Source organism: Sulfuricystis multivorans (assembly GCF_003966565.1).
In the GTDB taxonomy this organism is placed as follows: Bacteria; Pseudomonadota; Gammaproteobacteria; order Burkholderiales; family Rhodocyclaceae; genus Sulfuricystis; species Sulfuricystis multivorans.
In genome coordinates this window covers 1,198,031-1,224,948 of sequence record NZ_AP018718.1, presented here as the reverse complement: position 1 = coordinate 1,224,948, position 26,918 = coordinate 1,198,031, and the positions used below count along the sequence as shown (strand labels likewise).

Annotated in this window: 23 protein-coding genes and 1 tRNA gene; 9 read left to right on the top strand and 15 right to left on the bottom strand. The window is 62.5% G+C overall.

Annotated elements, in window-relative coordinates; genetic code table 11:
• Position 1 precedes the first annotated feature (1 nt).
• The 11 genes from nuoH to tpiA all read right to left on the bottom strand — a co-directional run bounded on the left by nuoH (position 2) and on the right by tpiA (position 9,471).
• On the bottom strand, positions 2–1,075 hold the full coding sequence (nuoH, locus tag EL335_RS06150) for an NADH-quinone oxidoreductase subunit NuoH (RefSeq protein ID WP_126447735.1): 1,074 nt from the start codon (positions 1,073–1,075) through the stop codon (positions 2–4).
• A complete protein-coding gene (gene nuoG / locus EL335_RS06145) occupies positions 1,075–3,408 on the bottom strand; it encodes an NADH-quinone oxidoreductase subunit NuoG (protein WP_126445106.1) in 2,334 nt (777 codons plus the stop codon). The genes nuoH and nuoG overlap by 1 nt, the downstream gene beginning before the upstream one ends.
• A complete protein-coding gene (nuoF, locus tag EL335_RS06140) occupies positions 3,402–4,691 on the bottom strand; it encodes an NADH-quinone oxidoreductase subunit NuoF (RefSeq protein ID WP_431306264.1) in 1,290 nt (429 codons plus the stop codon). Before nuoF ends, nuoG begins: the two co-directional genes overlap by 7 nt.
• Before the next feature lie 149 nt (positions 4,692–4,840).
• The gene (gene nuoE, locus EL335_RS06135; protein WP_126445102.1) at positions 4,841–5,338 is read right to left on the bottom strand and encodes an NADH-quinone oxidoreductase subunit NuoE; all 498 of its coding nucleotides are present in this window, start codon (positions 5,336–5,338) and stop codon (positions 4,841–4,843) included.
• Between the two features lie 3 nt (positions 5,339–5,341).
• Positions 5,342–6,595, bottom strand: coding sequence for an NADH-quinone oxidoreductase subunit D (locus EL335_RS06130; protein WP_126445100.1), 1,254 nt, complete (start codon positions 6,593–6,595; stop codon positions 5,342–5,344).
• Positions 6,588–7,217: an NADH-quinone oxidoreductase subunit C gene (locus EL335_RS06125; protein WP_126445098.1), complete on the bottom strand. Its 630-nt coding sequence runs from the start codon at positions 7,215–7,217 to the stop codon at positions 6,588–6,590. The genes EL335_RS06130 and EL335_RS06125 overlap by 8 nt, the downstream gene beginning before the upstream one ends.
• A gap of 36 nt (positions 7,218–7,253) precedes the next feature.
• A complete protein-coding gene (locus EL335_RS06120) occupies positions 7,254–7,730 on the bottom strand; it encodes a NuoB/complex I 20 kDa subunit family protein (RefSeq protein WP_126445096.1) in 477 nt (158 codons plus the stop codon).
• A 4-nt stretch (positions 7,731–7,734) separates the two neighbouring features.
• The gene (gene ndhC / locus EL335_RS06115; RefSeq protein WP_126445094.1) at positions 7,735–8,115 is read right to left on the bottom strand and encodes an NADH-quinone oxidoreductase subunit A; all 381 of its coding nucleotides are present in this window, start codon (positions 8,113–8,115) and stop codon (positions 7,735–7,737) included.
• A 48-nt stretch (positions 8,116–8,163) separates the two neighbouring features.
• Positions 8,164–8,248: transfer RNA gene (locus EL335_RS06110), tRNA-Leu, on the bottom strand.
• Positions 8,249–8,352: 104 nt separating this feature from the next.
• Entirely contained in the window at positions 8,353–8,712 is a 360-nt protein-coding gene (gene secG / locus EL335_RS06105) for a preprotein translocase subunit SecG (protein ID WP_126445092.1), read from the bottom strand.
• Positions 8,713–8,721: 9 nt separating this feature from the next.
• A complete protein-coding gene (tpiA, locus tag EL335_RS06100) occupies positions 8,722–9,471 on the bottom strand; it encodes a triose-phosphate isomerase (RefSeq protein WP_126445090.1) in 750 nt (249 codons plus the stop codon).
• 302 nt (positions 9,472–9,773) lie between these two features.
• Between tpiA and EL335_RS06095 the strand changes: the two genes are divergently transcribed.
• Positions 9,774–10,547, top strand: a complete 774-nt coding sequence (locus EL335_RS06095; RefSeq protein ID WP_126445088.1) for an enoyl-CoA hydratase — start codon at positions 9,774–9,776, stop codon at positions 10,545–10,547.
• 174 nt (positions 10,548–10,721) lie between these two features.
• On the opposite strand, the gene EL335_RS06090 is transcribed toward EL335_RS06095, so the two are convergent.
• Both EL335_RS06090 and EL335_RS06085 read right to left on the bottom strand, forming a co-directional pair.
• Complete coding sequence (locus tag EL335_RS06090; protein ID WP_284155490.1) at positions 10,722–12,644, bottom strand: propionate--CoA ligase; 1,923 nt, start codon at positions 12,642–12,644, stop codon at positions 10,722–10,724.
• On the bottom strand, positions 12,637–13,629 hold the full coding sequence (locus tag EL335_RS06085; protein ID WP_126445084.1) for an oxidoreductase: 993 nt from the start codon (positions 13,627–13,629) through the stop codon (positions 12,637–12,639). Before EL335_RS06085 ends, EL335_RS06090 begins: the two co-directional genes overlap by 8 nt.
• A 148-nt stretch (positions 13,630–13,777) precedes the next feature.
• Between EL335_RS06085 and EL335_RS06080 the strand changes: the two genes are divergently transcribed.
• On the top strand, positions 13,778–14,800 hold the full coding sequence (locus EL335_RS06080; RefSeq protein WP_284155473.1) for a Fe(3+) ABC transporter substrate-binding protein: 1,023 nt from the start codon (positions 13,778–13,780) through the stop codon (positions 14,798–14,800).
• A gap of 501 nt (positions 14,801–15,301) precedes the next feature.
• On the top strand, positions 15,302–16,000 hold the full coding sequence (locus EL335_RS06075) for a hypothetical protein (RefSeq protein ID WP_284155472.1): 699 nt from the start codon (positions 15,302–15,304) through the stop codon (positions 15,998–16,000).
• Positions 16,001–16,050: 50 nt separating this feature from the next.
• Here the strand turns inward: EL335_RS06075 and EL335_RS06070 are convergent, their stop codons facing one another.
• Complete coding sequence (locus tag EL335_RS06070) at positions 16,051–17,670, bottom strand: ABC transporter permease (protein ID WP_126445082.1); 1,620 nt, start codon at positions 17,668–17,670, stop codon at positions 16,051–16,053.
• A gap of 38 nt (positions 17,671–17,708) precedes the next feature.
• Here EL335_RS06070 and EL335_RS06065 point away from each other — a divergent pair, with 38 nt between their 5' ends.
• The 6 genes from EL335_RS06065 (at position 17,709) to EL335_RS06040 (ending at position 24,768) form a co-directional block, all read left to right on the top strand.
• On the top strand, positions 17,709–18,788 hold the full coding sequence (locus tag EL335_RS06065) for an ABC transporter ATP-binding protein (RefSeq protein ID WP_126445080.1): 1,080 nt from the start codon (positions 17,709–17,711) through the stop codon (positions 18,786–18,788).
• Positions 18,766–19,482 carry a leucyl/phenylalanyl-tRNA--protein transferase gene (gene aat, locus EL335_RS06060; protein WP_126445078.1) on the top strand — a complete coding sequence of 239 codons (717 nt, stop codon included), beginning with the start codon at positions 18,766–18,768 and terminating at the stop codon, positions 19,480–19,482. Before EL335_RS06065 ends, aat begins: the two co-directional genes overlap by 23 nt.
• Positions 19,479–20,222, top strand: coding sequence for an arginyltransferase (locus EL335_RS06055; RefSeq protein WP_126445076.1), 744 nt, complete (start codon positions 19,479–19,481; stop codon positions 20,220–20,222). The genes aat and EL335_RS06055 overlap by 4 nt, the downstream gene beginning before the upstream one ends.
• Positions 20,219–21,238 (top strand): quinone-dependent dihydroorotate dehydrogenase, encoded by a 1,020-nt coding sequence (locus EL335_RS06050; RefSeq protein ID WP_284155471.1) that lies wholly within the window; start codon positions 20,219–20,221, stop codon positions 21,236–21,238. The genes EL335_RS06055 and EL335_RS06050 overlap by 4 nt, the downstream gene beginning before the upstream one ends.
• Positions 21,239–21,321: 83 nt before the next feature.
• On the top strand, positions 21,322–23,274 hold the full coding sequence (locus EL335_RS06045; protein ID WP_126445074.1) for a diguanylate cyclase domain-containing protein: 1,953 nt from the start codon (positions 21,322–21,324) through the stop codon (positions 23,272–23,274).
• 66 nt (positions 23,275–23,340) lie between these two features.
• Positions 23,341–24,768, top strand: a complete 1,428-nt coding sequence (locus tag EL335_RS06040) for a DNA recombination protein RmuC (protein ID WP_126445073.1) — start codon at positions 23,341–23,343, stop codon at positions 24,766–24,768.
• Here the strand turns inward: EL335_RS06040 and plsB are convergent.
• Positions 24,663–26,900 (bottom strand): glycerol-3-phosphate 1-O-acyltransferase PlsB, encoded by a 2,238-nt coding sequence (gene plsB / locus EL335_RS06035; protein ID WP_126445071.1) that lies wholly within the window; start codon positions 26,898–26,900, stop codon positions 24,663–24,665. The two genes, EL335_RS06040 and plsB, sit on opposite strands and share 106 nt — an antisense overlap.
• Positions 26,901–26,918 lie beyond the last annotated feature (18 nt).

Sequence of the window (26,918 nt, the reverse complement as noted above, 5' to 3'; positions counted from 1 at the left end):
GTCAGCTCCAAATGGAAAGTGGCGACATCATCCAGACACCGATCAGCAGGATCCAGACGATGCACAACGGGATGAAGACCTTCCAGCCCAGCCGCATGATCTGGTCATAGCGATAACGCGGAAAGGAAGCGCGGAACCAGAGAAACAGGAAGAGCAGGAACGAGATCTTCAGCACCAGCCAGCCCAGTCCGTCGGGCAGGAAGCCCACTGGCGAGAGCCAGCCGCCGAGGAAGAAAATCGACGTCAGCGCCGAGATCAGGATCATGTTGCCGTATTCGGCGAGGAAAAACAGCGCGAAGGCCATGCCGGAATATTCGACCATGTGGCCGGCGACGATCTCGGATTCCCCTTCGACGACGTCGAACGGCGCGCGGTTGGTTTCCGCGACGCCAGAGATCAGGTAGATCACGAACATCGGCAACAACGGCAGCCAGTTCCACGAAAGGAAATCGAACCCCATCTCGGCAAAGCGGCCCCTGGCCTGGGCATGCACGATGTCGCCGAGATTGAGGCTGTTCGAGACCATCAGCACGGTGATCAAGGCCATGCCCATCGCGATCTCGTAGGAAATCATCTGCGCGCCGGCGCGCATCGCACCGAGAAAGGCATATTTCGAGTTCGAGGCCCAACCGGAAACGATGATGCCGTAGATGCCCAGCGAGCTGACGGCGAGCAGATAAAGCACCCCGGCATCGACGTTGGCGATCACCTTGCCATCGTCGAATGGCACCACCGCCCAGGCGACCAAGGCCGGCGCCAACGCCAGCACCGGGCCGGTGAAATAGAGCGCCTTGTCGGCCTTGGCCGGCGTGACGATTTCCTTGAATACCAGTTTCAGCGCATCGGCGATCGGCTGCAGCAGGCCGATCGGACCGACGCGGTTCGGGCCGATGCGCACATGCATGTAGGCGATGACCTTGCGCTCGAAATAAGGCAGGTAGGCGACCGCGATGACGACCGGCACCAACACGGCGACGATCTTGAGCAAGGCCCAGATCGCCGGCCACACGGGTGCTACCGTCGGCCAGGCGCTGCCGAATGCAGACTGAAAGAATTGCAGGAACTGGGCTTCCATCATGCGCGCTCCACATTCAGGGTGCCGAACAGCGGACCGAGCGCCACGGTCGTCGCATGCGCCGCGGCGATGCGTACGCATTCATCCGGCACGCCGGCATCGAGCCGAGCGAGCAGCTCGACTGCCGTGCCGCCAGCGCCGAACTTCACTCGGTTGCCATCGATAAGCCCCAGTTTCGCCAGCGTCGCGGCATTCATGCGCACCGTAGGTTTGGCCGCATCGCGGGTCGCCTGCAGACTGGGCGCGCGGCGCACCAGCGGATCGGCGAAGTAGATCGGTACATCGGCGATGCGCTGCAGACCCGTGGTAGAAGAGACAAGCCGCATCGCGCCGGGGGCGACGGCATTGTCGAGCCCCGCGACGAATTCGGGTTTGCCGGGCAAAACTTCGTCACGCACCTGTTCCGAACTTTCGTAATCGAAGCCGGCAAGCTCGAGCAGATTGCCCAACACGCGCAGCACCTTCCAGGCCGGCCGCGTCTCGCCCAAGGGTTTGCAGACGGCATGGAAACTCTGCAGCCGACCCTCGGTATTGACGAAAGTGCCGGAAGTCTCGGTAAATGGTGCGACGGGCAGCAGACAATCGGCATAGTCGAGCGCGGCCTGCGACTTGAACGGCGACAGGACGATCACGCTCGCCGCCTGGGAAAGTGCGGAAAGCGCCGCCGCACCATCCGCACAATCGAGCTCCGGCTCGACACCCAGTAGCAAGTAGCCGCGCCGTGGTTCGGAGATCAGCCGCGCAGCATTCATTCCGCCTTGACGAGGATGGGCACCGGCAACATACCCGCCGACGCTGTTCGCCGCCTCGCCGAGGAAACCAAATTTCGCTCCGAGCAGTCCGGCGAGCTGCTGCGCAAGGCGATTCAGCGTCGCCGCCTGCGGGTGCTGCTGGGCAAAGTTGCCCAGCAGGATGCCGACGTTCGCGCCGGAGGCGAGGCTGGCGGCGATCTTGCGTGCCGTCTCGCCGGGGCCGACTTTCGCGAATTCGTCGTCGAGCGGCACGTTCTTGAGTTCGGCCACCGCCTTGACGACCTCGGCGAACAGCGCCGTCAGTTGCGCCGGTGCAGCGATCGCCTTCGCGAACAGCTCGATGAACAGCTCGTCATCGGCAGAATGCAGCAGCGAAATCTGGGCGCCCTTCTTCGCGCTCTGGCGCAGGCGCTGAGCGATCAGCGGATGATCCTTGCGCAGGAAACTGCCGACCACGAACACGCGATCGAGTGCGCCGAGCTCGGCGATCTTCATGCCGAGCCAAGGTATGCCGGCGCGCTGGCCATCGAGGCTGAAATCGCTCTGACGCAAACGGAAATCGATGTTGTCCGAGCCCAACCCACGCAGCAGTTTGGCGGCCAGCGCCATTTCCTCGAGGGTTGCATGCGGGCTGATGAGGGCGCCGAGCGCATCCGCACCATGATTGCGCGCGATGTCGCGCAGCGCATGCGCGGCATAATCGAGCGCCACGTTCCATTCGACTTCGCGCCACTGACCGCCCTGCTTGACCAGCGGGCGTGTCAGGCGTTCCTCGCCGTTGAGCGCTTCGTAGGAGAAGCGATCCTTGTCGGACAGCCAGCACTCGTTGATCGCCTCGTTTTCCAGCGGCAAGACGCGCTTGACCTTGTCATGCAACACCTGGACGATCAGATTGCTGCCCAGGCCGTCATGCGGGCTCACCGACTTGCGGCGCGAAAGCTCCCAAGTGCGCGCCGCGAAGCGGAACGGCTTCGAAGTCAGCGCGCCGACCGGGCAAAGGTCGATGACGTTGCCGGACAGCTCGGAATCGAGCGTCTGACCGAGGAAAGGCATGATCTCGGCGCGATCGCCGCGATAGGCCTGACCGAGCTCCATGTAGCCGGCGATTTCCTGCGTGAAGCGCACACAGCGCGTACAGTTGATGCAGCGAGTCATATCGGTCGCGACCAGCGGACCGAGATCCTTGTTGCTGACGACGCGCTTTTCTTCCTGGAAGCGCGCATGGGAGCCGCCGTAGCCGACGGCGAGATCCTGCAGCTGACATTCCCCGCCCTGATCGCAGATCGGACAGTCGAGCGGATGGTTGATCAACAGAAACTCCATCACGGCGCGCTGCGCCTTGACCGCCAGCGGCGAATGCGTGAATACCTTCATGCCTTCGGTGGCGACGGTCGCGCAGGCGGGCATCGGTTTCGGCGCCTTTTCGACCTGCACGAGACACATCCGGCAATTGGCGGCGATCGAGAGCTTCTTGTGGTAGCAGAAATGCGGAATGTAGATGCCGGCCGAACGCGCGGCCTCGAACACCGTAGTGCCCGGCGCGACTTGCAGCGGCTTGCCGTCGATCTCGATGTTCAACATGTCGCCCCCGCCATCAAGCGCGTATGGAAGGTGCTGCCCGCCCTCTGCACATCGGGGGGCACCAGACACTGCTTGTGTTCGATGTGATAGGCAAACTCGGCGCGGAAATGTTTGACGAAACTGATCACCGGCATGGCGGCGGCATCGCCGAGCGCGCAGATCGTCCGTCCCATGATGTTCTTCGCCACGTCGTCGAGCAAATCGAGATCCTCCGGCCGTCCCTGGCCATGCTCGATGCGATGGATCATCTTGTAGAGCCAGCCGGTGCCTTCCCGGCACGGCGTGCATTGCCCGCAGGATTCCTCGTGATAAAAGCGTGACAGGCGTTCGAGCGCCTTGACCATGCAGACCGTCTCGTCCATCACGATCACCGCGCCCGAGCCGAGCATCGAACCGGCTTTGGCGATCGAATCGTAATCCATGGTGCAGTCCATGATGATCTCGGCTGGCAGCACCGGCGCCGAGGAACCACCGGGAATCACCGCCTTGAGTTTTCTGCCGCCGCGCATGCCGCCCGCCATTTCGAGCAGCTTGGCAAATGGCGTGCCCAGCGGCACTTCGTAGTTGCCGGGCTTATTGACATGACCGGAGACCGAGAACAACTTGGTGCCACCATTGTTCGGTTTGCCCAGATCGAGGAAGGCCTGGCCGCCATTGCGGATGATCCAGGGAATCGAGGCCAGCGACTCGGTATTGTTGATCGTCGTCGGACGTCCATAGAGGCCGACATTGGCCGGAAAGGGCGGCTTGTAGCGCGGCTGGCCTTTCTTGCCTTCGATCGATTCGAGCAGCGCCGTTTCCTCGCCGCAGATGTAGGCGCCCCAGCCGTGATGGGCGTAGAGCTCGAAATCGAAGCCGGAACCGAGGATGTTCTTGCCCAGATAGCCGGCGGCGCGCGCCTCAGCGAGCGCGGCTTCGAAACGCTGGTAGAGCTCGAAGATTTCGCCGTGGATGTAGTTGTAGCCGCAATTCGCGCCTATCGCGTATCCGGCGATGATCATGCCCTCGATGACCGCGTGCGGGTCGTGACGCAAGATGTCGCGATCCTTGAACGTGCCGGGTTCGCCTTCATCGGTGTTGCAGACGATGTAATGGTCGCCGGCACGGGAATCGACCACTTCGCACAGCGTGGGTGCGCCGGTTTCGGTATCGCAGACGAGCTGTTTTTCGACCACCTTTTTTTTCGGCATGAAGCTCCATTTCAGGCCAGTCGGAAATCCCGCCCCGCCGCGACCGCGCAAGACCGAAGCCTTCACCTCGGCGATCACCTGCTCGGGCGTCATCTTTTCGGCGAACAGCTTTTTCAAGGCCTGATAGCCGCCGCGCGCTTCGTAATCCGCAAGGTGCCAGCCGGTGTCACGCGCCAGATCGCGCACGTCGGGACGATGCCAGCCGGCGGTCAAGGTCGGATTGATGCTATCGAGAATCGCCATTAACCGTTGCCTCCGCTCTCGCTACGATCGCACTCCGCCAGCAGCCGGTCGATTTCCTCGGGCGTCATGAAACAGCGCATATGCACGTCATTGACGAGCAGCACCGGCGCATCGCCGCACGCCCCCATGCATTCGCCCTCCTTCAGCGTGAATTTGCCATCCGGCGTGGTTTCGTTGAAATCGATGCCGAGCTTCTCTTTCAGATAGTCGGCGGCATGTACGCCGCCCGACAGGGCGCACGGCAAATTGGTGCACACCGTGATCTTGTATTTGCCGACCGGCGCCAGCTCATACATGTTGTAGAAGGTCGCCACCTCATAGACCGCCATCTCGGCCATGCCTAGATATTTCGCGACGAAGGCGATGGTCTCGGGCGAGAGCCAGCCTTTTTCTTGCTGGGCAAGACGCAACGCCGCCATCACTGCGGACTGCCGCTGATCGGACGGGTACTTGGCGATCTCGCGATCGATTTTTTGCAACGTGGCTTCGCTCAACATGACTTATCTGTCCACTTCGCCGAACACGATGTCCATCGTGCCGATAATGGTGACCACGTCGGCGATCATGTGGCCGCGCGCCATTTCATCCATCGCCGAGAGGTTTTGGAACGCAGGCGAGCGCACTTTGACGCGGTAGGGTTTGTTGGCGCCATCCGAGATCATATAGACGCCCAGCTCGCCTTTGGCATGCTCGATCGCGGCATAGGTCTCCCCCGGCGGCACATGGATGCCCTCGGTGAAGAACTTGAAATGGTGGATCAGCTCTTCCATGCTGGTTTTCATCTTCTCGCGCTTCGGCGGCGCGACCTTCAGATCGTCGATCATCACCGGGCCGGGATTCTTGCGCAGCCAGTCGACGCATTGCTTGACGATGCGGTTGGACTGGCGCATTTCCTCCATGCGCACGAGATAACGGTCGTAGCAATCGCCGTTGACACCGACCGGCACATCGAAATCGAGTCGGTCATAGACCATGTAGGGCTGTTTCTTGCGCAGATCCCAGGCGATGCCCGAGCCGCGCAGCATCGGGCCGGTGAAACCGAGCTGGAGCGCACGCTCCGGCGAGACGACGCCGATGCCGACGGTGCGCTGCTTCCAAATGCGGTTGCCGGTCAGCAGGGTTTCGTATTCGTCGAGATAACGCGGCAACCGGTTGGTGAAATCCTCGATGAAATCGAGCATGGAACCTTCGCGCGCAGCATTCAGTTCCTTGACGGTCTTCTCGTCCTTGAACTTATTGACCGTGTACTTGGGCATGCTGTCCGGCAGGTCGCGATACACGCCGCCAGGTCGATAGTAGGCGCCGTGCATGCGCGCGCCGGAAACCGCTTCGAGCATGTCGAGGATGTCTTCGCGCTCACGGAAGGTGTAGAGCACCATCGCCATCGCGCCGATGTCCAGCGCGTGCGTGCCGAGATTGAAGAGATGGTGGAAGATGCGCGTCAGTTCGTCGAACATCACACGGATGTATTGCGCGCGGATCGGTACCTCGATTCCCAACAAGCGTTCGACGGCCAGACAGAACGGATGTTCGTTGATGAACATCGAGGTGTAATCCATCCGATCCATGTACGGCAAGGATTGCACCCAGGTGCGATGCTCCATCAACTTTTCGGTCGCCCGGTGCAGCAAACCGATGTGCGGGTCGGCACGCACCACGACCTCGCCATCGAGTTCGAGCACCAGCCGCAGCACACCGTGGGTCGCTGGATGCTGCGGCCCCATATTGACCGTATAGTTCTTGATCTCAGCCACGGTCGTCGCTCACCTTTCCATAGTTTTCTTCGCGGATGATGCGCGGCGTCACCTCGCGCGGCTCGATGGTCACGGGCTGATAGACCACGCGACGCTGCTCCGGGTCGTAGCGCATCTCGACATAACCATGCACCGGGAAGTCCTTGCGGAATGGATGGCCGACGAAGCCGTAGTCGGTCAAAATGCGCCGGAGATCGTCATGGCCTTCGAACATGATGCCAAACAGATCGAAGGCCTCGCGCTCGAACCAATTGGCGCTGCTCCACAGCGGCGTCAGCGAAGCGACGACGGGAAAGGCATCATCCGGTGCGAACACCCTGAGTCGCAAGCGCCAGTTGTGAGTCAGGGAGAGCAGGTGGCTCACGGCGGCGAAACGCGGCGAACGCCCTTTGCTGAAATCGACGAGATCCGTTCTGCCGTAAGTCACATAGTCGACACCACACAGATCGAGCAACTGCTCGAAGCGCAGCTCCGGATGATCGCGCAGCGTCTTGGCAACCTCGAAATAGTCAGCGGGAGAGACCTCGAGCGTGACCTCGCCGCCGGCGACCGTGAGATTCTGGATGCGCCCGACGAAGATTTCGTTCAAGTGCTTGCACAGCCGTTCCAGCTTGGCGCTCATGATGTTTTCAGAGATTTCGCGAACGACGGGGGTAGATTAACGGGCGATGGTGCAGGTCCGATTGATCTTGTTTTGCAGTTGGATGATGCCGTAGAGCAGCGCTTCTGGGGTGGGTGGACAGCCAGGCACGTAAATATCGACTGGGATCACCCGGTCGCAACCCCGCAACACGGAATAGGAGTAATGATAGTAACCGCCTCCGTTCGCACAGGAACCCATCGAGATCACCCAGCGCGGTTCCGCCATTTGGTCATAGACGCGGCGCATCGCCGGGGCCATCTTGTTGGTGACCGTGCCCGCGACGATCATCACGTCTGACTGACGCGGACTCGGGCGGAAGACCACACCGAAGCGGTCGAGATCGTAACGGGACACCCCGGTGTGGATCATCTCGATCGCACAGCAGGCCAAGCCAAACGTCATCGGCCAGAGGGAACCGGTGCGCGTCCAGTTGATGACCTTGTCGAGCGTAGTGGTGACGAAACCTTCCTGCAAGACACCTTCGATGCTCACTCGCTCACTCCCACTCGAGGGCGCCTTTCAGCCAGGCCCAGACGAAACCGACGATGAGGATGCCCATGAAGATGAACATCTCGACGAAACCGAAAGACCGCACCACGGCGTTTTCCGCGCCGACGAATTCCTTGTAGATCGCCGCCCAGGGAAACATGTAGGCCACTTCCAGATCGAAGATGATGAAAGCGATCGCGACGAGGTAATAGCGCACATCGAACTTCATGCGCGCATCCTCGAAGGCATTGAAGCCACATTCGTAGGGGGAAAGTTTTTCTGGGTCAGGACGATGGGGCCCGACCAGCCGCCCGATGATCATGGGCACACAGCCAAAAATCAGGGCAACGATGATGAACACCAGCACCGGGAAATAGTTTTCCAGCATTCAACAACCCCCTGTTGCAAATCGCTTCATGGTCATTGCCCTCGTGTCTGGTGCCGACGGCGAGACTCGAACTCGCACAGCTTTCGCCACTACCCCCTCAAGATAGCGTGTCTACCAATTCCACCACGTCGGCTTTGTCACCCGGTTCCATCGCTTGAGCGCTGGTGGGGCTCTGCGACTGCGTCCGGGCGCATTTTCAGCTTGATAATTTTAACCGCGTTCCGCGCTTCTGTCGCGTCACTTCGGAATATTTTTTGCCTTCGATTCTTCCTGCGCGTCCTGCTGAGGAGCAGGCGCGACCGGCACGACCGATTCCGTCTTGACGGTATCGGTCACGCTGCTCGCTGCTGCAGCGGGACGTTGGCTCGCCATGTAGGCCAGCGACAGGCTGGTGATAAAGAAAATTGCTGCCAGCACCGCGGTCGAGCGCGATAGAAAATTGGCCGAGCCGGTCGCACCGAACAGGCTACCCGAAGCACCGCTGCCGAACGCCGCCCCCATGTCGGCGCCTTTGCCATGCTGGATCAACACGAGGCCGATCACCGCAAGCCCGACGATGATGTGCACGGTGAGCGTGATGGTGAAGAGAATGCTCATGGAGTTTCCTTAACGGGCCGCCGCACAGATGGCCACGAAATCGGCGGCCACCAGCGACGCGCCGCCGATCAGACCGCCATCGATGTCGGGCTGAGCCATCAACTCCTGGGCATTGGCCGGCTTCATACTGCCGCCGTAGAGAATGCGTAGCCCCGCGGCAACTTGCGCATCTTCGCGTGCCACGCGGCTGCGGATCAGCGCATGCACTTCTTGCGCCTGCGCTGGTGTGGCGGTGTGTCCGGTGCCAATCGCCCAAACCGGCTCATAAGCGACCACGGCGTTGGCCAGTGCAGCAACGCCGCAGCGCGCGATGACGGCGTCGAGCTGACGTGTGACCACTTCGGCAGTGACATTGCGCTCACGCTCTTCGAGGGTCTCGCCGACACAGACGATCGGGATCAGCCCCGCCTTCAGTGCCGCCTCGGTTTTCGCGGCGACGATCGCATCGCTTTCACCATAATAGCTGCGCCGCTCGGAATGACCGACGATCACATATTTGCAGCCGAAATCGACGAGCATCGCCGCGCTGACTTCGCCGGTGTAAGCGCCTTGTGCATGCTCGGAAACATCCTGGGCGCCCCAGGCCACATTGCTACCTTGGAGTAGTTCGCTGACCTGCGCGAGATAGGGATAAGGCGCGCAGACGGCGATATCGATATCCAGTGGGGCGACACCCGTTCGCACGTCGCGAAGCAATTCGGCATTGCTCTTCAAACTGCCGTGCATCTTCCAGTTACCGGCGACGAATTTCCTGCGCATCTTCGATTCCGTTTCAGCGGGATTGAAAGTCGCGCATTATAGTGACGGCTTTCCGAGCACGTCAATTTTGCCTTCAACCCAGATTGTCCATTGGAACACGAGCGGGTATCAAAAGGCGAGGGCGAGCAGGTTTGCGTCCCCGCGACGAGCCAATAACAGCGTCTATTGGCGAGGAACGGGGGCGCAAAGATGCCGCCCGCAGGCCGAAAGCCGCCGTGTAGGGCGATGAAATGACCGTATCAAATGCTCATGGCGCATCAGCCCGCTCTCAATGGATAATCTGGGTTCAACCGGAGAACCCCATGCCCGAAAGCATCATCCGCGAGACCCATGACAAGGTGGGTCTGATCCGCATCAACCGCCCCGCAGCCATGAACGCCCTCAACGACGAAGTCATCGAAGGTATCGGCAGCGCGCTTGCCAGCTTCGAGGCCGACGACGACATCGGCTGCATCGTCCTCACCGGCGACAGCAAGGCCTTCGCCGCCGGCGCCGACATCCGCGCCATGAAGGATTTCGACTACATGGCCGCCTACCAGGGCGATTTCATCACCCGCAACTGGGAACGTCTGAAAACCTGCCGCAAGCCTGTCATCGCCGCGGTGGCGGGTTATGCGCTCGGCGGCGGCTGTGAACTCGCGTTGATGTGCGACACGATCTATGCAGCAGAAAACGCCAGATTTGGTCTGCCGGAAGTCAAGCTCGGCACCCTGCCCGGCGCCGGTGGCACGCAACGGCTGCCGCGCGCCGTCGGCAAGGCCAAGGCGATGGATCTTTGCTTTACCGGGCGCATGATGGACGCCGTCGAAGCGGAACGCTGCGGCTTGGTCGCGCGGATCTTTCCGACCGAGAAACTGGTCGACGAAACCATTGCCATAGCACAGACGATCGCCGGCTACTCCCTGCCCGTGCTGATGATGATCAAGGAGTCCGTCAATCGCGCCTTCGAGACCTCGCTCGCCGAAGGTCTGTTGTTCGAACGGCGCACTTTTCATGCTTCCTTTGCCCTCGAAGATCAAAAGGAAGGCATGACCGCATTTCTGGAAAAGCGCACGCCGAAGTTCCGCAATCGATAGGCGCCACCATTCGCCCTGCACCGGCTTGCAAACTCGGCGCTGGCGGAAAATGGAACGTCCCGCCGAGCGCCGAATCACTTCGGAAATTCGGCGCTGGCGGAAAATGGAACGTCCCGCCGAGCGCCGAATCGCTTCGGAAATTCGGCGCTGGCGGGACGGCACCCGCTGAGCCGATCAGCCCGGGGCGAGCACTTGGCGGATCTGCTCCAGCGTCGTCGGGTCGTCGAGCGTGGTCAAATCGCCCGGATCGCGGCCTTCGGCCAGCGCCTGGATCGAGCGGCGCAGCATCTTGCCGGAACGCGTCTTCGGCAGCCCCGTGACGAAATGCACATGCTTCGGCCGCGCGATCGCGCCGAGCAGGCCATCGACGGTCTTCTTCACCTCGGCTTCGAGGGCAGCCTTGAGTTCCGGCGAGGCGATCTTCGATGCGTCCTTGACGACGGCAAAGGCGACCGGCTCCTGGCCCTTGAGCGGATCGTTGACGCCGACGACAGCCACTTCGGCGATCATTGGATGCGCCTGCACCGCCTCTTCGATTTCGCGCGTGCCGAGGCGATGGCCGGCGACATTGATCACGTCGTCGGTGCGGCCGAGGATGAAGTGGTAACCCTCCTCGTCCTTGATGCCCCAGTCGAAGGAAGAATAGACCAGCGGTTCCTTGAACAGGCTGAAATAGGTGCTGACGAAGCGCTCATCCTGCCCCCACACCGTCGACAGACAGCCCGGCGGCAGCGGCGGCACGACGCCGACGATGCCCTTTTCGTTCGGGCCGCACTCCGTGCCATCCTCACGAAAGATGCGCAAGTCATAGCCGAAAACGGGAAAGGACGGCGAGCCGAACTTGATCGGCGTTTTTTCCACCCCCGGTACCGCCGAGAGCATCGGCCAGCCGGTCTCGGTCTGCCAGTAGTTGTCGATCACCGGCAGCTTCAGTTCGCTCATGATCCATTCGTGCGTCGGTTGGTCGAGCGGCTCACCAGCGAGGAACAGATGCTTGAGCGAAGAGAGATCGTATTTGTGCAGATAGGCCGGATCCTGCTTCTTGAGCACGCGGATCGCGGTCGGCGCCGAGAACATCACGTTGATGCGGTATTTCTCGACCAGACTCCACCAGATGCCGGCATCGGGCCGGATCGGCGTGCCCTCGTACATCACCGTCGCCATGCCGGCGATCAGTGGCCCGTAGATGATGTAGCTGTGCCCCACCACCCAGCCGATGTCCGAGGTGGCGAAATAGGTTTCGCCCTCATGGCCGGTGTAGATGTATTTGAGCGAGGCAGCGAGCGCGACGGCGTAACCGCCGGTATCGCGCTGCACCCCCTTGGGCTTACCGGTGGTACCGGAGGTGTAGAGGATATAGGAGGGTTCCGAGGATTCCAGCCACTCGCAGGGTACCTCGGCATCCATGTGCTGCGCGCGCAGCATGGCGTAATCGACATCGCGGCCGGCAACCTTGTTGAAGCCTTTGTCGATGCCGCGATCGACCATCAGTACTTTTTCCGGCTTCGACTCGGCAAGGTTGATCGCCTCATCGAGCAGATGCTTGTAGGGGACGGCCTTGCCGCCGCGCATGCCGGCATCCGCGGAAATGATCAGTTTCGGCTTGGCATCGTCGATGCGGGTGGCCAGCGACCCGGAAGCGAAGCCGCCGAATACCACCGAGTGGATCGCGCCGATGCGCACGCAGGCGAGCATCGCGAACGCCGCTTCGGGAATCATCGGCATGTAGATCAGCACCCGGTCGCCTTTTTTGACGCCCAGCGACTGCATGATCGCCGCCATGCGCATCACTTCGGTTTTCAGCTCGGCGAAGCTGTAGATCTTCTCCTCGTTCGTTTCGGTCGAGACATAGATCAGCGCTCGATCATTGGGGCGCTTCGCGGCATGACGGTCCACCGCGTTGTGGCAGAGGTTCGTCGTTCCGCCCGAGAACCACTTGACGAATGGCGGCCGGTTGTAATCACAAATCGTCTGCGGCGGCGTTTGCCAATCGACGAGCTGCGCCTGCTCGGCCCAGAAAGCGTCGCGTTCTTCGAGCGAGCGCCGGTGAAAGTCAGCGTATTTCATCGTCTTCTCTTCCCTCTGGTTGTCATGGATTCTGGATGCGCACGATGATGCGGCCGGTCACGCGCGCCTTGAGAAAATCGTCGAACACGCCGGGCAACTCATCGAAACCGATTTCGCGCACCTGATCGATGACTTTCTCGGGCTTCCAATCGCTCCCCAGCCGCCGCCAGACTTCGCTACGCCACGGCTCGCCGATATAGCCGGAATCGATACCGAGTAGCGATACCCCGCGCAAGATGAACGGTGCGACGGTAGTCTTGAGTTCCATGCTGGCGGCAAGGCCGATGCTGGCGATCGTGCCACCCTGCTTCATCGTGCTCGCCATCCAGGCCAACACCTCACCACCGAGATTGTCGACCGCTCCTGCCCATTGCGCCTTTTCGAGAGGACGGATCCTGCTCAGATCGAGGCTCGAACGCAGGATCACCTCACGTGCGCCCAGCCCTTTCAGATAGTCAGTCGCCTCGGCCTTGCCAGTCAGCGCATGCACTTCATAACCCGACTTGGCGAGGATTTCGATGGCGATGCTGCCCACACCACCAGTCGCACCCGATACCACCACCGGGCCCTTGTCGGGGCGCAAGCCGTCGTGCTCCATGCGCGCTATTGCCAGTCCGGCCGTGAAGCCGGCCGTGCCCAACGCCATCGCCTCACGCAGATCGAGGCCGGCAGGCAGCTTGCGCACCCAGGCGGCAGGCAGGCGTGCGATCTCGGCATAGCCGCCATGATGGGCAACACCGATGTCGAAACTCGTCGCCAGCACCTCGTCGCCGGGTGCGAATCGTGGGCTTCGACTGTCGATCACCACGCCGGAGAGATCGATGCCGCCGATGCAGGGAAAGCGCCGGATGATCTTGCCGGCACCAGTCGCCGCGAGCGCATCCTTGTAATTGACGTCGGACCAGAGAACCCGGATCGTCACCTCGCCCGGATCGAGCGCGGACTCGTCCATCTGCTCGAAACCGGCCGTCACGCGGCCCTCCTCCTGCCGTATCAGCAATGCCTTGAACATCATGCTCCACTCCTTTTTGTTCGGTCGATTATAGCCATCGACCTTCGGGATGCACTCGCTTTTGCGTGCCCGCTTGACACCGTCTTCAAAGTTATTGATAATGGTTCTCGTTTGTTATATCACTTGGTTTCCATCAACCATCGGGAGTCTCATGATGCGTCAAACTCTTCTCATCATCGCCCTCACTGCAGCAGTCGCCATCGAAGCCACGGCTCTGGCTGCCGACACGGAATTGAACCTCTACTCCGCACGTCACTACCAGACGGACGAGGCGCTCTACAGCAACTTTACCAAGCAAACCGGCATCAAAATCAACCGCATCGAGGCCAAAGAAGACGAGCTGTTGGAGCGCATCAAGAATGAAGGGGCGATGAGCCCGGCAGACGTCTTCATCACAGTGGACGCCGCGCGGCTTGCCAAGGCCGACGCGCTGGGTCTGTTCGCGCCGCTAAAGTCGAAGGTGATCGACGAGCGCATCCCCGCTCACCTACGCTCGAACGACTGGGTCGCTTTCTCGACCCGCGCACGGCTGATCGTCTATGACAAGTCGGCCATCAAACCAGAAAGCGTTCAAAACTATGAAGACCTTGCCGACCCGAAGCTCAGGAACCAGGTCTGCATGCGCTCCGGCGCCCATCCATACAACCTCTCGCTACTCGCCTCGATGATCGCCCATCACGGCGAACAAAAGGCGGAGTCCTGGGCCAAGGGCGTCGTCGCCAATTTCGCACGGGCACCCAAAGGCGGCGACACCGACCAAATCAGGGCGGTGGCTGCCGGCGAGTGCGGCGTGACGGTCTCGAATTCCTACTATCTGGCGCGCCTGATGCGATCGAGCAAACCCGAAGATCAAAAAGTCGTCGCAGCGATCGGCGTCGTATGGCCGAACCAGAGTAGCACCGGCACGCACATCAACATCTCTGGCGGCGGCATATTGAAGACCGCGCCGAACAAGGAAGCGGCGAAGAAATTCCTCGACTACCTCGCCTCCGACGAAGCGCAGCTTTACTTCGCCGACGGTAACAATGAATGGCCGGCCGTGCCGACGGTGAAAACCGACAATCCGGCATTGAACGCTTTGGGCAGCTTCAAGGCCGATACGCTGCCAATCGTCGAATTGGCGAGAAACGCCACCCTGGCGCAGAAAATCTATGACCGCGTCGGATGGAAATAAACCCAGATTATCCATTAGGGAAACGCTGAAGAAGGCCGCGAGCGGGATGCAGCGCAAGACGTTTGGTGCGCAGCGACCGAGAAAACGAGCCGAAGGCGAAGTTTCGGTGCAGGCTAACAGGAGCGAAGCGCAAGTTATGCCGGAACCACATAACATGGAGTTAGGCGAGGGAGCGACAACGAAGTTGCGGCGAAGGCTAACCTCGGCTTTGCCGAGGTTAAGCGAAGCGGCCGAAGCCAACACCGCGCAACGCAGCGAGGCGCCCGCGCAGCAACTTATTCAGCGTTTCCTTAGACCGGGCTGATTCGCCATGAGCATTTGATACGGCCATTTCATCGCCCTACACGGCGGCTTTTGGGCTGCGGGCGGCATCTTCGCGCCCCCGCTCCTCGCCAATAGACGAGGGTTTTGGCTCGTCGCGGGGACGCAAACCTGCTCGCCCTCGCTTTTGATACCCGCTCGTGTTCCAAAGGACGATCTGGGATAAAAGGACGTTTGATCATGAAATTGCGGACGCAGATGTCGGCGCTATGGGCGTCGGCCATTCTCGCTACCGCTCCGGCTTTTGCCGAACCGCCGATGCAGGTCGATGACGCCGGCACACTCGGCGCCGGCGGCCTGAAGATCGAAGGGGCGCTGACGCGCGATCACAAGACGCACGGCGGAGAGCTGATCTTCGGTTTCGCGCCGCTCGAAAATTTGGAAATCGGTCTTGCCCTCTCACACGCAACCGATCGCGAACCCGATCCATCGACCCGTTTGCGCGGCTCGGGCATCGGTTTCAAATGGGTGCCGATCCAGAATGAGACTGGCTGGTCGGCGGGGGTCAAGCTGGACCTCTCTGCTACGCGGGTGGATGATCGCGTCAACGGAGAGCGTTACACGGAAAAGGAATATGCGCTGGCAGCGCTGGCCACATACCGTTTCGACGACGGGCAGGCCATCCATGCCAACCTGGGCAGCAAGCAGGCCAGGGCGCAGGGCGATCGCGCGACCGTCGGCACCTGGGGCTTGGGCCATGAATGGCCGCTGGCAGCGAAACTCAAGCTGACCGAGGAAATTTTCGGAGAAGAACACAGCCGCCCCGACAAGGCGCTCGGCCTGCGCTACGAGGTTTTCGAGGGCTTCAAGCTCTCCGGCGCCATCGGTCACGGCAACGGCCGCCGCTTCGGACAAATCGGCTTTGCCTGGGAGTTCTGAGTAGGCTCATTACGACAAAACGGAGCCGAAACTCGGCGCTGGCGGGACGGCTATCGCCCCCGTCCGATCTGCCGCGCCAGCAGCAATACCGGCAACAACCCCACCGCAACGATGGCGAGCGCCGCGGTGGAAGCCTCGGCGAGCCTCTCGTCGCTGGCAAGGGTGAAGGTTTGCGTGGCCAGCGTGTCGAAGTTGAACGGGCGCATCACCAAGGTGGCGGGCAGTTCTTTCATCACATCGACGAAAACCAAGAGCATCGCGGTCAAAAGGCTTTTCCCCAACAGCGGCAGATGCACACGCACGAGCGTTTGGCGCGCGTTGCAGCCAAGGCTTTGCGCCGCGGCATCCATTGCCGGCGTGATGCGCAAAAGTCCTGCCTCGACGGCCGATAGGGCGACCGACAAGAAACGCACGAGATAGGCATAGACGAGCGCGGCGATGCCGCCGGTGAAAATGAGCCCCGGATTTTCGCCGAACCAACCAAGCCATTGTGCGGCGAGCCAGTGATCGAGACGCGTGACCGGTATCAGCACACCCACCGCGATCACCGCACCGGGCACGGCATAGCCCAGTCCAGCGAGCCGATTGACCGTGCGCGAGACCATTGTGGGGTGCAGGCGCTGCGCGTAGCCGAGCAGCATCGCAAGCATTGCCGCCAACACGGCGGCAAGCCCCGCGACCAGGAGACTGTTCTTCGCCAGGGTGAGATAACGCACACCGAATTGCCCATCTCCCTCGGCGAGTGCCAGCTTGAAGAGCAGTCCCGCCGGCAGCAAGAAGCCGAGGAAGAGCGGCAAAAAGCAAATGAAAAAAGCGAAGAGCGCCGCAGCGCCCGAAAGCGTCTTGCGCTTTGCTGCGCGCCGGTGCGTCTCATGAAAGCGCGCGCGGCCGCGACCAATGCGCTCGAGCAAAACGAGGAGCAACACGAAAGCGAGCAGCGTAGCAGCCAGTTGCGCTGCAGCGGTGCGATCACCGAGCGAGAACCAGGCGCGATAGATGCCGGTGGTAAAGGTCGGCACGCCGAAGTAGGCCACGGTGCCGTAGTCGGCGAGCGTTTCCATCAGCACCAGTGCCACACCGGCGGCAACGCTTGGCCGCGCCAGCGGTAACGAGACGCGCCGGAAGGCGGCCCAAGGGGTGAGCCCCAACGAACGCGCCGCTTCGAAAGTGTTGGCGCCGCGCTCTAAAAAGGCGGTGCGCGCGAGCAGATAGACATATGGGAAGAGCACGCTGACGAACATCAGCGCCGCGCCGGATAGGCTTCTGATTTCCGGAAACCAGTAGTCACCGCGTTTCCAGCCGAAGGTCTCGCGCAGGAAAGTCTGCACCGGGCCGACGAACTGCAACAAATCCGTATAGACGTAGGCCATCACATAAGCCGGCATCGCCAGCGGCAACAACAAGGCCCATTCGAACACGCGTCGGCCGGGGAACTCATGCATCGAGACGAACCAGGCGGTGGCCATCCCGATCACACTCACCCCGATCGTCACGAAAAACGAGAGCAGCAGCGAATTGACGACATACTCGGGCAGCACGGTGGCCCAAAGATGCGCCCAGGTGGCACTGGTGCCGGGAGCAAAAAGATTTGCGCCCACAGAAATCACCGGCAGACCGATCAGCATGCCGATGATGACAGAGAAAACGGCCAGGAATGAGTGTGGGCGCATCGAAGTTTTTGAGAATTTTTCTCAATTATAATCCTGCCATGCCTATTCTCGAACTCGACGACGTCTGCTTCACCTACGGCACGCACCGTGTCGTCGACGGCTTGTCGCTGACTTTGCACGAGGGCGAGATCGGCTGCCTGTTGGGCGCCTCCGGCTGCGGCAAGACGACCGTGCTACGGCTCGTCATGGGCTTCGAGCGCGCGCGTTCCGGCCGCATCCTGCTGCGCGGCGAAGCCGTCGACGATGATCTTCACCACCTCCCGCCGGAAAGGCGGCGCATCGGCATGGTGTTCCAGGATTACGCGCTGTTTCCCCATCTGACGGTGGCCGGCAATGTCGCTTTCGGTTTGCGCGGAAAATCGGCGCTGGCACAACGGCAGGTGGCGCGACTGCTCGAACTCGTCGGGCTTGTCGGCCTGGGTGGCAAATACCCGCATGAGCTCTCCGGCGGCCAGCAGCAGCGCGTGGCTTTGGCTCGGGCGCTCGCGCCGCAGCCGCATCTGCTGCTGCTCGACGAACCGTTTTCGAATCTCGACGTCGAGCTGCGCGAGCGGCTGTCGCTCGAAGTGCGCGCCATCCTGAAAGAGGCTGGCACCGCGGCGATCCTCGTCACCCACGATCAGCACGAAGCCTTCGCCGTCGCCGACCGGGTGGGCGTGATGCGCGCCGGTCGCATCGAGCAGTGGGATACGCCCTGGAATCTCTATCACCGTCCGGCAACGCGCCATGTCGCCGATTTCGTCGGTGAAGGCGCATTCCTCGAAGGCCGCGTCGAAGCCGACGGCCGGGTGGCGACCGAGCTGGGTGTGCTCAATGGCTTGTTGTCGACCGAATGCGATGGCGCAAGCTGCGCCCGCCTGCCCGTCGGCACGCCGGTCGAGGTGCTGCTGCGCCCCGACGACCTCGTGCACGACGATGGCGCCGCCCTTCGGGCCACGATCCTGGCCAAGGCCTTTCGCGGCGCGGAATTCCTCTACACACTGGAACTCGCTTCCGGCGCGCGCGTGCTCTCGCTGGTGCCTTCGCACCACGACCACGCCATCGGCGAGAAGATCGGTATCCGGCTGGATACGGAACATGTGGTAGCGTTCCGGCATGATCCCCTGGCTGCTGCCTGACTCCTCTTTTCCACCCGTCAGTGAGGCCCTCACCGAACCCAACGGCCTGCTCGCCGCCGGGGGTGATCTCACCCCTGCCCGCCTCCTCGCGGCCTATCGGCGCGGCATCTTTCCGTGGTTCTCCGCAGGGGAGCCGATCCTGTGGTGGAGCCCCGATCCGCGGATGGTGTTGTTTCCATCCGAGCTGAAGATCTCCCGCTCGCTGGCCAAGACGCTCAGGAACGCCGACTATCAGGTGAAGCTCGATACCGCTTTCGACGCGGTGATCGCCGCCTGCGCCACGACACCTCGCCCGGGGCAGAACGGCACCTGGATCACCGCGGAAATGAAGATTGCCTATCGGCGCCTCTATGCGCTCGGTTACGCCCACAGCGTCGAGACCTGGCGCGATGGCCGGCTGATTGGCGGGCTTTATGGCGTTGCGCTCGGCCGCGTATTTTTTGGCGAATCGATGTTCTCGCTGGAGCGCGATGCGTCGAAAATCGCGCTCGCGCATCTGTGCCGCTATTTGTGCGTGCATAATTTCGGCATGATCGATTGCCAGATGGAAACCACCCACCTTCGTTCGCTCGGCGCCCGGCCGATACCGCGCGATGCATTCGTCGCCCGGCTCGCCGCGCTCGTCGATGAGGGCGAGCCGCCTGGCCGCTGGCCGGAAAACGGCATCGATGGCGTGTTCAGGAAAACAGCATGACGCACTTACGCGACCTGCCGTCCTTCTCGCTGTTGCAGTTCTATGCCACCTCGGCCTACGGTTGCTCCTATCTGCCCGGCCGCATCGCCCGCTCGCAGGTCGCAACGCCCAGCCAGCTGATCGATACCGCGATCTACAGTGAGCTCGTCGAGCTCGGCTTTCGCCGCAGCGGCACCTTCACCTATCGACCGTGGTGCGACAGCTGCCGCGAATGCGTGCCGGTGCGCATTCCCAGCGCGGACTTTCGGCCCAACCGCAGCCAGCGCCGCATCAAGGCGCGTTGCGCCCGGCTCATCGCCCGTGAGCGCCCGTTGCTGTTCCGCGAGGAACACTATGCGCTCTACCAGCGCTACCAGCAGGCGCGCCATGCCGGCGGCGGCATGGACGACGACAACCGCGAGCAGTATGCCCAATTCCTGCTGCAGACGCAGGTCGACAGCCGGCTGGTCGAGTTCCGCGAGGGCGATGCCTTGCGCATCGTCAGCATCATCGATGTGCTCGACAACGGCCTGTCGGCGGTCTACACCTTCTACGAGCCGGATCTGCCCTCCGCCAGCTATGGCACTTATGCGATCCTCTGGCAGATCGACCAATGCCGACGGCTCGACCTGCCCCACCTCTATCTCGGCTACTGGATCGAACATAGCCGCAAGATGTCCTACAAATCACAATTCCGCCCGCTCGAAGCGCTGAAGAACGGTCGTTGGGTGCGCCTCGACGACGCGCATTCTCCATCATGATCCCCTACTGCCTGATCAAGCCTTTCGTCCTCGCCCTCGATCCCGAAACCGCGCACGAGCTTTCCATCGCCGGCCTGCGCACACTCGGGGCATTCCTGCCCGGCAAAGGCCCGCTGCCGGACACACCGGTCAGCGTGATGGGGCTTTCCTTCCCGAACCGCGTGGGTCTGGCCGCCGGACTCGACAAGAACGGCGAGGCGATCGACGGGCTGGCCACGTGGGGCTTCGGACACATCGAGGTCGGCACCGTCACGCCACGGCCGCAGCCGGGCAATCCGAAGCCGCGCATGTTCCGGCTGCCCGAGGTCGAAGGCATCATCAACCGGATGGGTTTCAACAACCACGGCATCGACGCGCTGATCAGTAACGTCAAGGCCGCGAAATACCGCGGCATCCTCGGCATCAACATCGGCAAGAACGCCGACACGCCGATCGAGCGCGCCGTCGATGACTATCTGATCGGCTTCGAGAAGGCCTATCCGTATGCGAGTTACGTCACCGTCAACATTTCCAGTCCGAACACCAAGAACCTCCGTCAGTTGCAAGGCGCCTCCGAGCTCGACGGGCTGCTCGCCGCGCTGAAGTCGCAGCAGTCGGCGCTGGCAGACCGGCACGGGCGTCATGTGCCGCTGGTGCTGAAGATCGCGCCCGATCTCGATGATGACCAGATCATCCAGATCGCCGACGCATTGCGCCGCCACCGCTGTGATGCAGTGATCGCCACCAACACCACGCTCGATCGCAGCCGGGTCGCCGGCCTGCGCCATGCCAATGAAGCCGGCGGGCTGTCCGGCGCGCCGCTTTTCGAGCTGTCGACCGAGGTACTCGGAAAACTCGCCCGGGCGCTTGCCGGCGAAGTACCGATCATCGCCGCCGGCGGCGTGGTCGATGGCGCAAAAGCGAAAGCCAAACTCGAAGCCGGCGCGAAGCTCGTGCAGATCTACTCCGGCCTGGTCTATCGCGGCCCGGGGCTGGTCGAGGAATGCGTCGCCGCGACGCGCGGCTGGCCGGTTTGAGGCTCACCAATCGGCGCTGGCGCCGCCACCCTCCAGCGCGAATTCCGCATAGAATATGCCGATAACAAAAAGGGACGGCGACGATGGGGGAAGCACGGCGGCATACCCGCCGTTTTCTGCTGCTGATCTTGCTCGTCGGCGCGCTCTGCGCCGGCAGCCCGCCTGTGGTCGCTCAGCAAGAACATCGGATCGGCGTGCTTGCGGTGCGGCCAAAAGAGAAGATGGAAGCCGCTTTCGCGCCGCTGGCCGATTATCTCGGTCAGCGGCTGCCGGGCAAGCATTTCTCGGTTCGTGCCTATCGCCGCAATGAGCTGCGCGAAGCCGCCCGACGCCGCGAATTCGATTTCGTGATCGTCAACCCCGATCTCTATGTCGAACTCGAATACCGCCACGGCGCGCGCCGGATCGCCACGCTGATCAACGATGAAGGCGGCAGACCGAGCTCGGAATTTTCCGGCGTGATCTTCACTCGCGCCAGCCGCGCGGATCTACGCACCCTCGCCGATCTGAAAGGCAAGCGCATCGCCGCGGTCGCGCCAGACGCCTTCGGCGGTTACCTGATCCAGGGCGTCGAATTGATCGATGCCGGGCTCGATCCCAGCGAAGACATCCGACCGCTGTTCCTCGGCCTGCCCCAGGACAACGTCGTCGCCGCAGTGCTCGAGGGCCGCGCCGATGCCGGCTTCGTGCGCTCCGGCGTACTCGAAGGGATGGCTGCCGAAGGCAAGCTGTCTCTCGCCGAGCTGAAGCCCCTCGGCGCAAAAAACGGCCACAATCCTTACTGGCACTCGACCCGCCCTTATCCCGAATGGCCATTCGCAGCCATGCCCCAGGTTGCGGCAGACTTGGCCAAGGATGTCGCGATCGCGCTCTTATCGATGCCCGCCGATCATTTCGCCGCCCGTCGGGCGAATAGCTTCGGCTGGGACGTGCCGGTAGGCTATGAGCCGGTACATGAGGTGCTCAAGAAGATGCGCATGCCGCCCTATGATGCGCCGGTCGATATCGATTGGCGCGACGTGCTGCGCCGCTACGATCTGCCGATCATGGCTTTGCTGCTGCTGATCGGCGCGGCTTTCGCGCTGCTCTCCTGGCGCAACCACCTGCTACGCCGCACCCTCGAAAAAGACCAGCAGCAATTGAAGCTCGCCGCCGCCGTGTTCGACAACGCCACCGAGGGCATGGTGATCACCGATCCCGGCGGCACGATCCTCGACGTCAATGCCGCTTTCACGAGCGTCACCGGCTATGGCCGAGAGGAAGCCTGCGGCCAAAACATCCGCTTGCTCAAATCCGGCCGCCATGAGCCGGGTTTTTATGCCGAAATGTGGCGCGCGCTGCGAGAATCGGGACGCTGGCGCGGCGAAATCTGGAACCGGCGCAAGGACGGCACGGCCTATCCGGAACTGTTGAGCATCGCCGCGGTACGCGATGCGGCCGGCCGCACCACGCACTACATCGGCAATTTCATCGACATTTCCGAGCTCAAGGCGGCGGAAGAGAACCTGCGTCGGCTCGCGCATTTCGACCCGCTCACGCAATTGCCGAACCGCGTGCTGCTGATGGACCGACTGGAACTCGCCCTGAAACAGACGCGCCGCCGGGGCCGCCTGCTCGCCGTCTGCTTTCTCGATCTCGACGGCTTCAAGGCGGTCAATGATCAATGGGGGCATGCACTCGGCGACCGCTTGTTGATCGAGGTCGCGCACCGACTTTCCACCGCGGTGCGCGAAGGCGATACCGCGGCACGCCTCGGTGGCGACGAATTCGTGCTGCTCATCGTCGATCTCACCACGATCGACGAGCTCGAACAGATCCTCGAGCGCATCTTGAGGACGATCGCAGCACCGTTTAGCCTCGAAGAACGGGAAGCACACATCGGCACGAGCATCGGTGTCACGATCTATCCCCTCGACGAAGCCGGCGCCGACGGTTTGCTGCGCCATGCCGACCATGCGATGTATCGCGCCAAGCAAGCCGGCCGAGGCCGTTACGATTTTTTCGATCCGATGAATCTGGCCGAACGCGATGGATGACAAAGCGCGCTGCCGTCCCATCAGCGCCGAGTTTCGGTAGCATCGCGAAAGTTTTCCGCAAGCCCTATGACTTTCATCGACATCGCACTCGTCGCCACTTGCGCCGCCCTCCTGTTGCTCCTGCTGCTGACGATCCAGCGCGGCAAGGGGTTGGATGCATTGAGCCACCGCCAGGAAGAGCAGACGGCGGCATTGGCGCGTCTCGAAGGCCAGCTGCAAATGATCGGCGCGGCGCAAGAGGCCCGCCTGCAAGGCCTCAACCAGGCGACAACGCAGGCGCTGGAAGCCGTGCGCGAAGCGGTCGAACGCCAGTTGACCCTGGCGCTCGAGGATGCGCGCGCCGGGCGCGCCGAGCTGGCCACGGGCTTTGCCGCCTTTCGCAGCGACATCGACGCCCGGCTGGCGACGATGACCACTGCGCTGCGCGAGCAGCTCGAAGGCAATGGCGCGCAGCTCAAAAACCAGCTGTCGATCATCCAGGAGACGATCACTCAGCAGCTCGCCGGATTGGGGCTCGCCCAGCAACAACAGGCTGAGCAGATGCGCGCGACGCTGAACGAGCGGCTGGCCGCGATCCAGACCGACAACGCGGCCAAACTCGAAGAGATGCGCAAGACCGTGGATGAGAAGTTGCACGCGACGCTGGAACAACGCCTTGGGCAATCGTTCCAGCTGGTCTCGGAACGGCTCGAACAGGTGCATCGCGGCTTGGGCGAAATGCAGACACTGGCGGCCGGGGTGGGCGATCTGAAGCGCGTGCTAACCAACGTCAAGGCGCGCGGCACGTGGGGTGAAGTGCAACTTTTGACCTTGATCGACCAGATGCTCACGTCCGAGCAGTATGGCCGCAACGTGGCGACACGGCCGGGTTCGGCGGAACGCGTCGAAGTCGCGATCCGCCTGCCGGGTGTGAGCGGGGATAGGCCGGTGTGGCTGCCGATCGATGCGAAATTTCCGGTCGAGGATTACCAGCGCTTGCTCGACGCACACGACCGCGCCGATGCCGAGGGCGTCGAAGCCGCGGCGCGGGCGCTGGAAAACCGCCTCAAGGCGGAAGCGCGCACGATACGTGAAAAATACCTCGAGCCGCCCTTCACCACCGATTTCGCGGTGCTCTACCTGCCCACCGAAGGGCTCTATGCCGAGGCACTGCGCCGCCCGGGGTTGGCCGAAACCTTGCAGCGCGAACAGCGCGTCGTGTTGGCCGGGCCGACGAATCTGGCCGCGCTGCTCAATAGCCTGCAGATGGGCTTTCGCACATTGGCCATCGAAAAACGCGCCAGCGAGGTCTGGCAGGTGCTCGGTCAGGTGAAGACCGAGTTCGGCAAGTTCGGTGAGGTGATCGAGGCGACGAAGAAGAAGCTCGACGAGGCGCGCAATCGCTTCGATCAGGTGGGCACGCGCACGCGCGCGATCGAACGCAAACTGCGCGACGTCGAGGCGCTGCCAATGCCGGACGACGCCTTGCCTCTCGCCTTGCCAGAAGAAGATTGATCTCGACCAGATCCGGGCAACGCTTCACGTATCTCGGGTTCGATGATGCCGGCAAGCCAACCCAGCGCCGTGCAGGTTGGCGCATCTGGTGCAGGCGCCCGCCACGCTTCGTTTGCCCGTTCGATCAGCCCGCGCCCAGCCAGCCGTACCAGCGCCTCGTCGAGCGCAGTGGGCAAGCTGGCGTCGCTCCAGGGCAAACAGAGGCTTTCCCGTAGCGGGCCAAGCAGGCAGGCCACCGCGGCTTGCAATCGCTCGGTATCGAGTGACCCGCGACGCACCAGCAGCCAGGCAATGACCGCCGATAGGGCGAAAAGGTGCAGCACGTTGTTGCGGAAGTAGGCGAGCAGCGCGGCTTCGAAGGCATTGGCTTCGATCTGCGCGCCGGAAGGGTGATCGACCCGCCGCACCGCCGCGAGCCTCAGCGCTATGGCGATGTTGTCTTCGCCGCGGGGCGGCGCAGCCAGATGCGCATCATCGACGAGTGCAGCGAGGTTTTCGATCTGGCGCGCCAGCGCGGCTTCCCCGGCCCGAAACTCCGGCGCCGACAACAGGGCCAGTGCGACCAGATTCATCGGATTGACCAGCGCCGCGGCATTGATGCGCCGGGCCAGCTCGGCGGCGATCGCGGCGACCATGGCGCGCTGCGCTTCATTCGTCGGCGGCATGATGCGCCAATCGGCATAAGACGCATCGAGCCAGTCGGAAAGCGCCAATGGCACGCCGAAATTCACATAGACCCGGCCGAAATGGCGTCGCAGCACGCGCAGCGCGGCGAGCAGACCCAGCCAGGATTCGCGCCGTTTCGGCCGGCCTGCCAGTTCGGCGACGAAACTCGGGCCTTCCGGCAGCTTTTCGTAGCCGAGATAGACCGGCACGAACACCAGTGGCCGCTCGTGGCCGCGCAGAAAGCTCTGGATCGTCATCGCCAGCAAGCCGGTTTTCGGCGGCAACAGGCGGCCGTTGCGGCTGCGGCCGCCCTCGATGAAGTATTCGACCGGGAACCCTTGCGCCAGCAGGTAATGCAGATATTCGGCGAACACCGATGCATAGAGCGGATCGCCCTTGAAACTGCGCCGCAGGAAGAAGGCGCCGCCGCCGCGCAGGATACGACCGAGCAGCGGCAGATCGAGATTGTCGCCGGCGGCGATGTGCGGCGGCACCAGCCCGGCCCGGTAGATGACATACGACATCAGCAGATAATCGACGTGGCTGCGATGGCAGGGCAGATAGACGATGCTCTGGCCGGGCGCGATGCGCTGCAGCACGTCGAGATGGCGCACCTCGACGCCGTCGAACAGCCGCGTCCATAACCAGGTGAGGAAGATCTCGAGCGCGCGCGCGACGGCATAAGAGAAGTCGGAGGCGATCGCCAGCGCGTGACGCCGGGCGCGATCGCGTGCGGCATCGAGCAAAATGCCGTGCTGTGCAGCCTCGGCCTCGATCGCGGCTTGCACTGCCGGCGTGGCGAGCAATGCCTCGACCTGGGTGTGGCGATGGGAGATGTCCGGACCGATGAAGCGTTCGCGCTGGCGGCGGAAGTGGGCGCGCAGCACACGCGCGGTCTTTTTTGCAGCACGCGCAGGCTCGGCCACGTCCGCCAGCATGGCGCGCAACGAATACGGCGCGCCGAAATGGACATGCGTCTGACGACCATGCAACAGCACCGCCAGCCAGTGGCCGAGCGGATGGCGCCGCTGCCAGGATTCGGCCAGCAGCGCACGCAGCACGCCATCCTGCTGGCGCGGTGCGCGTCCCCACAGCACGGTGACCGGCACGATCTGCACATCCGCAGCAGGGTCTCGCGCCAGGCAAGCAACCAAGCGGGACAGTCGCGGCGGCGCACCCCGGAATGCCCGCGCCCTGCCCATGAGCCGCCAGCCGATGCTCAACGCAAACTCGGCGCTGGGAAGACGGCACTGCGCGACGTCCAAGGGCCGATCGACCGCCGGTAACCCGGCGCGCGCCACCGCCTCGTGCAGCACCAGGCGATCGGACAGCCAGTATTCGTTCAGCGCATAACAGACCGGCCGGGCGGGATCGATGCCCAGTGCGGCGGCATTTTCGGGAAACAGACGCAACCGCACCCACAGGTGCAGCAGGCGCCGCGCCAAGCGCAGAAAGGCGGAGGCCATGAGAAGCCAAAGGAATTG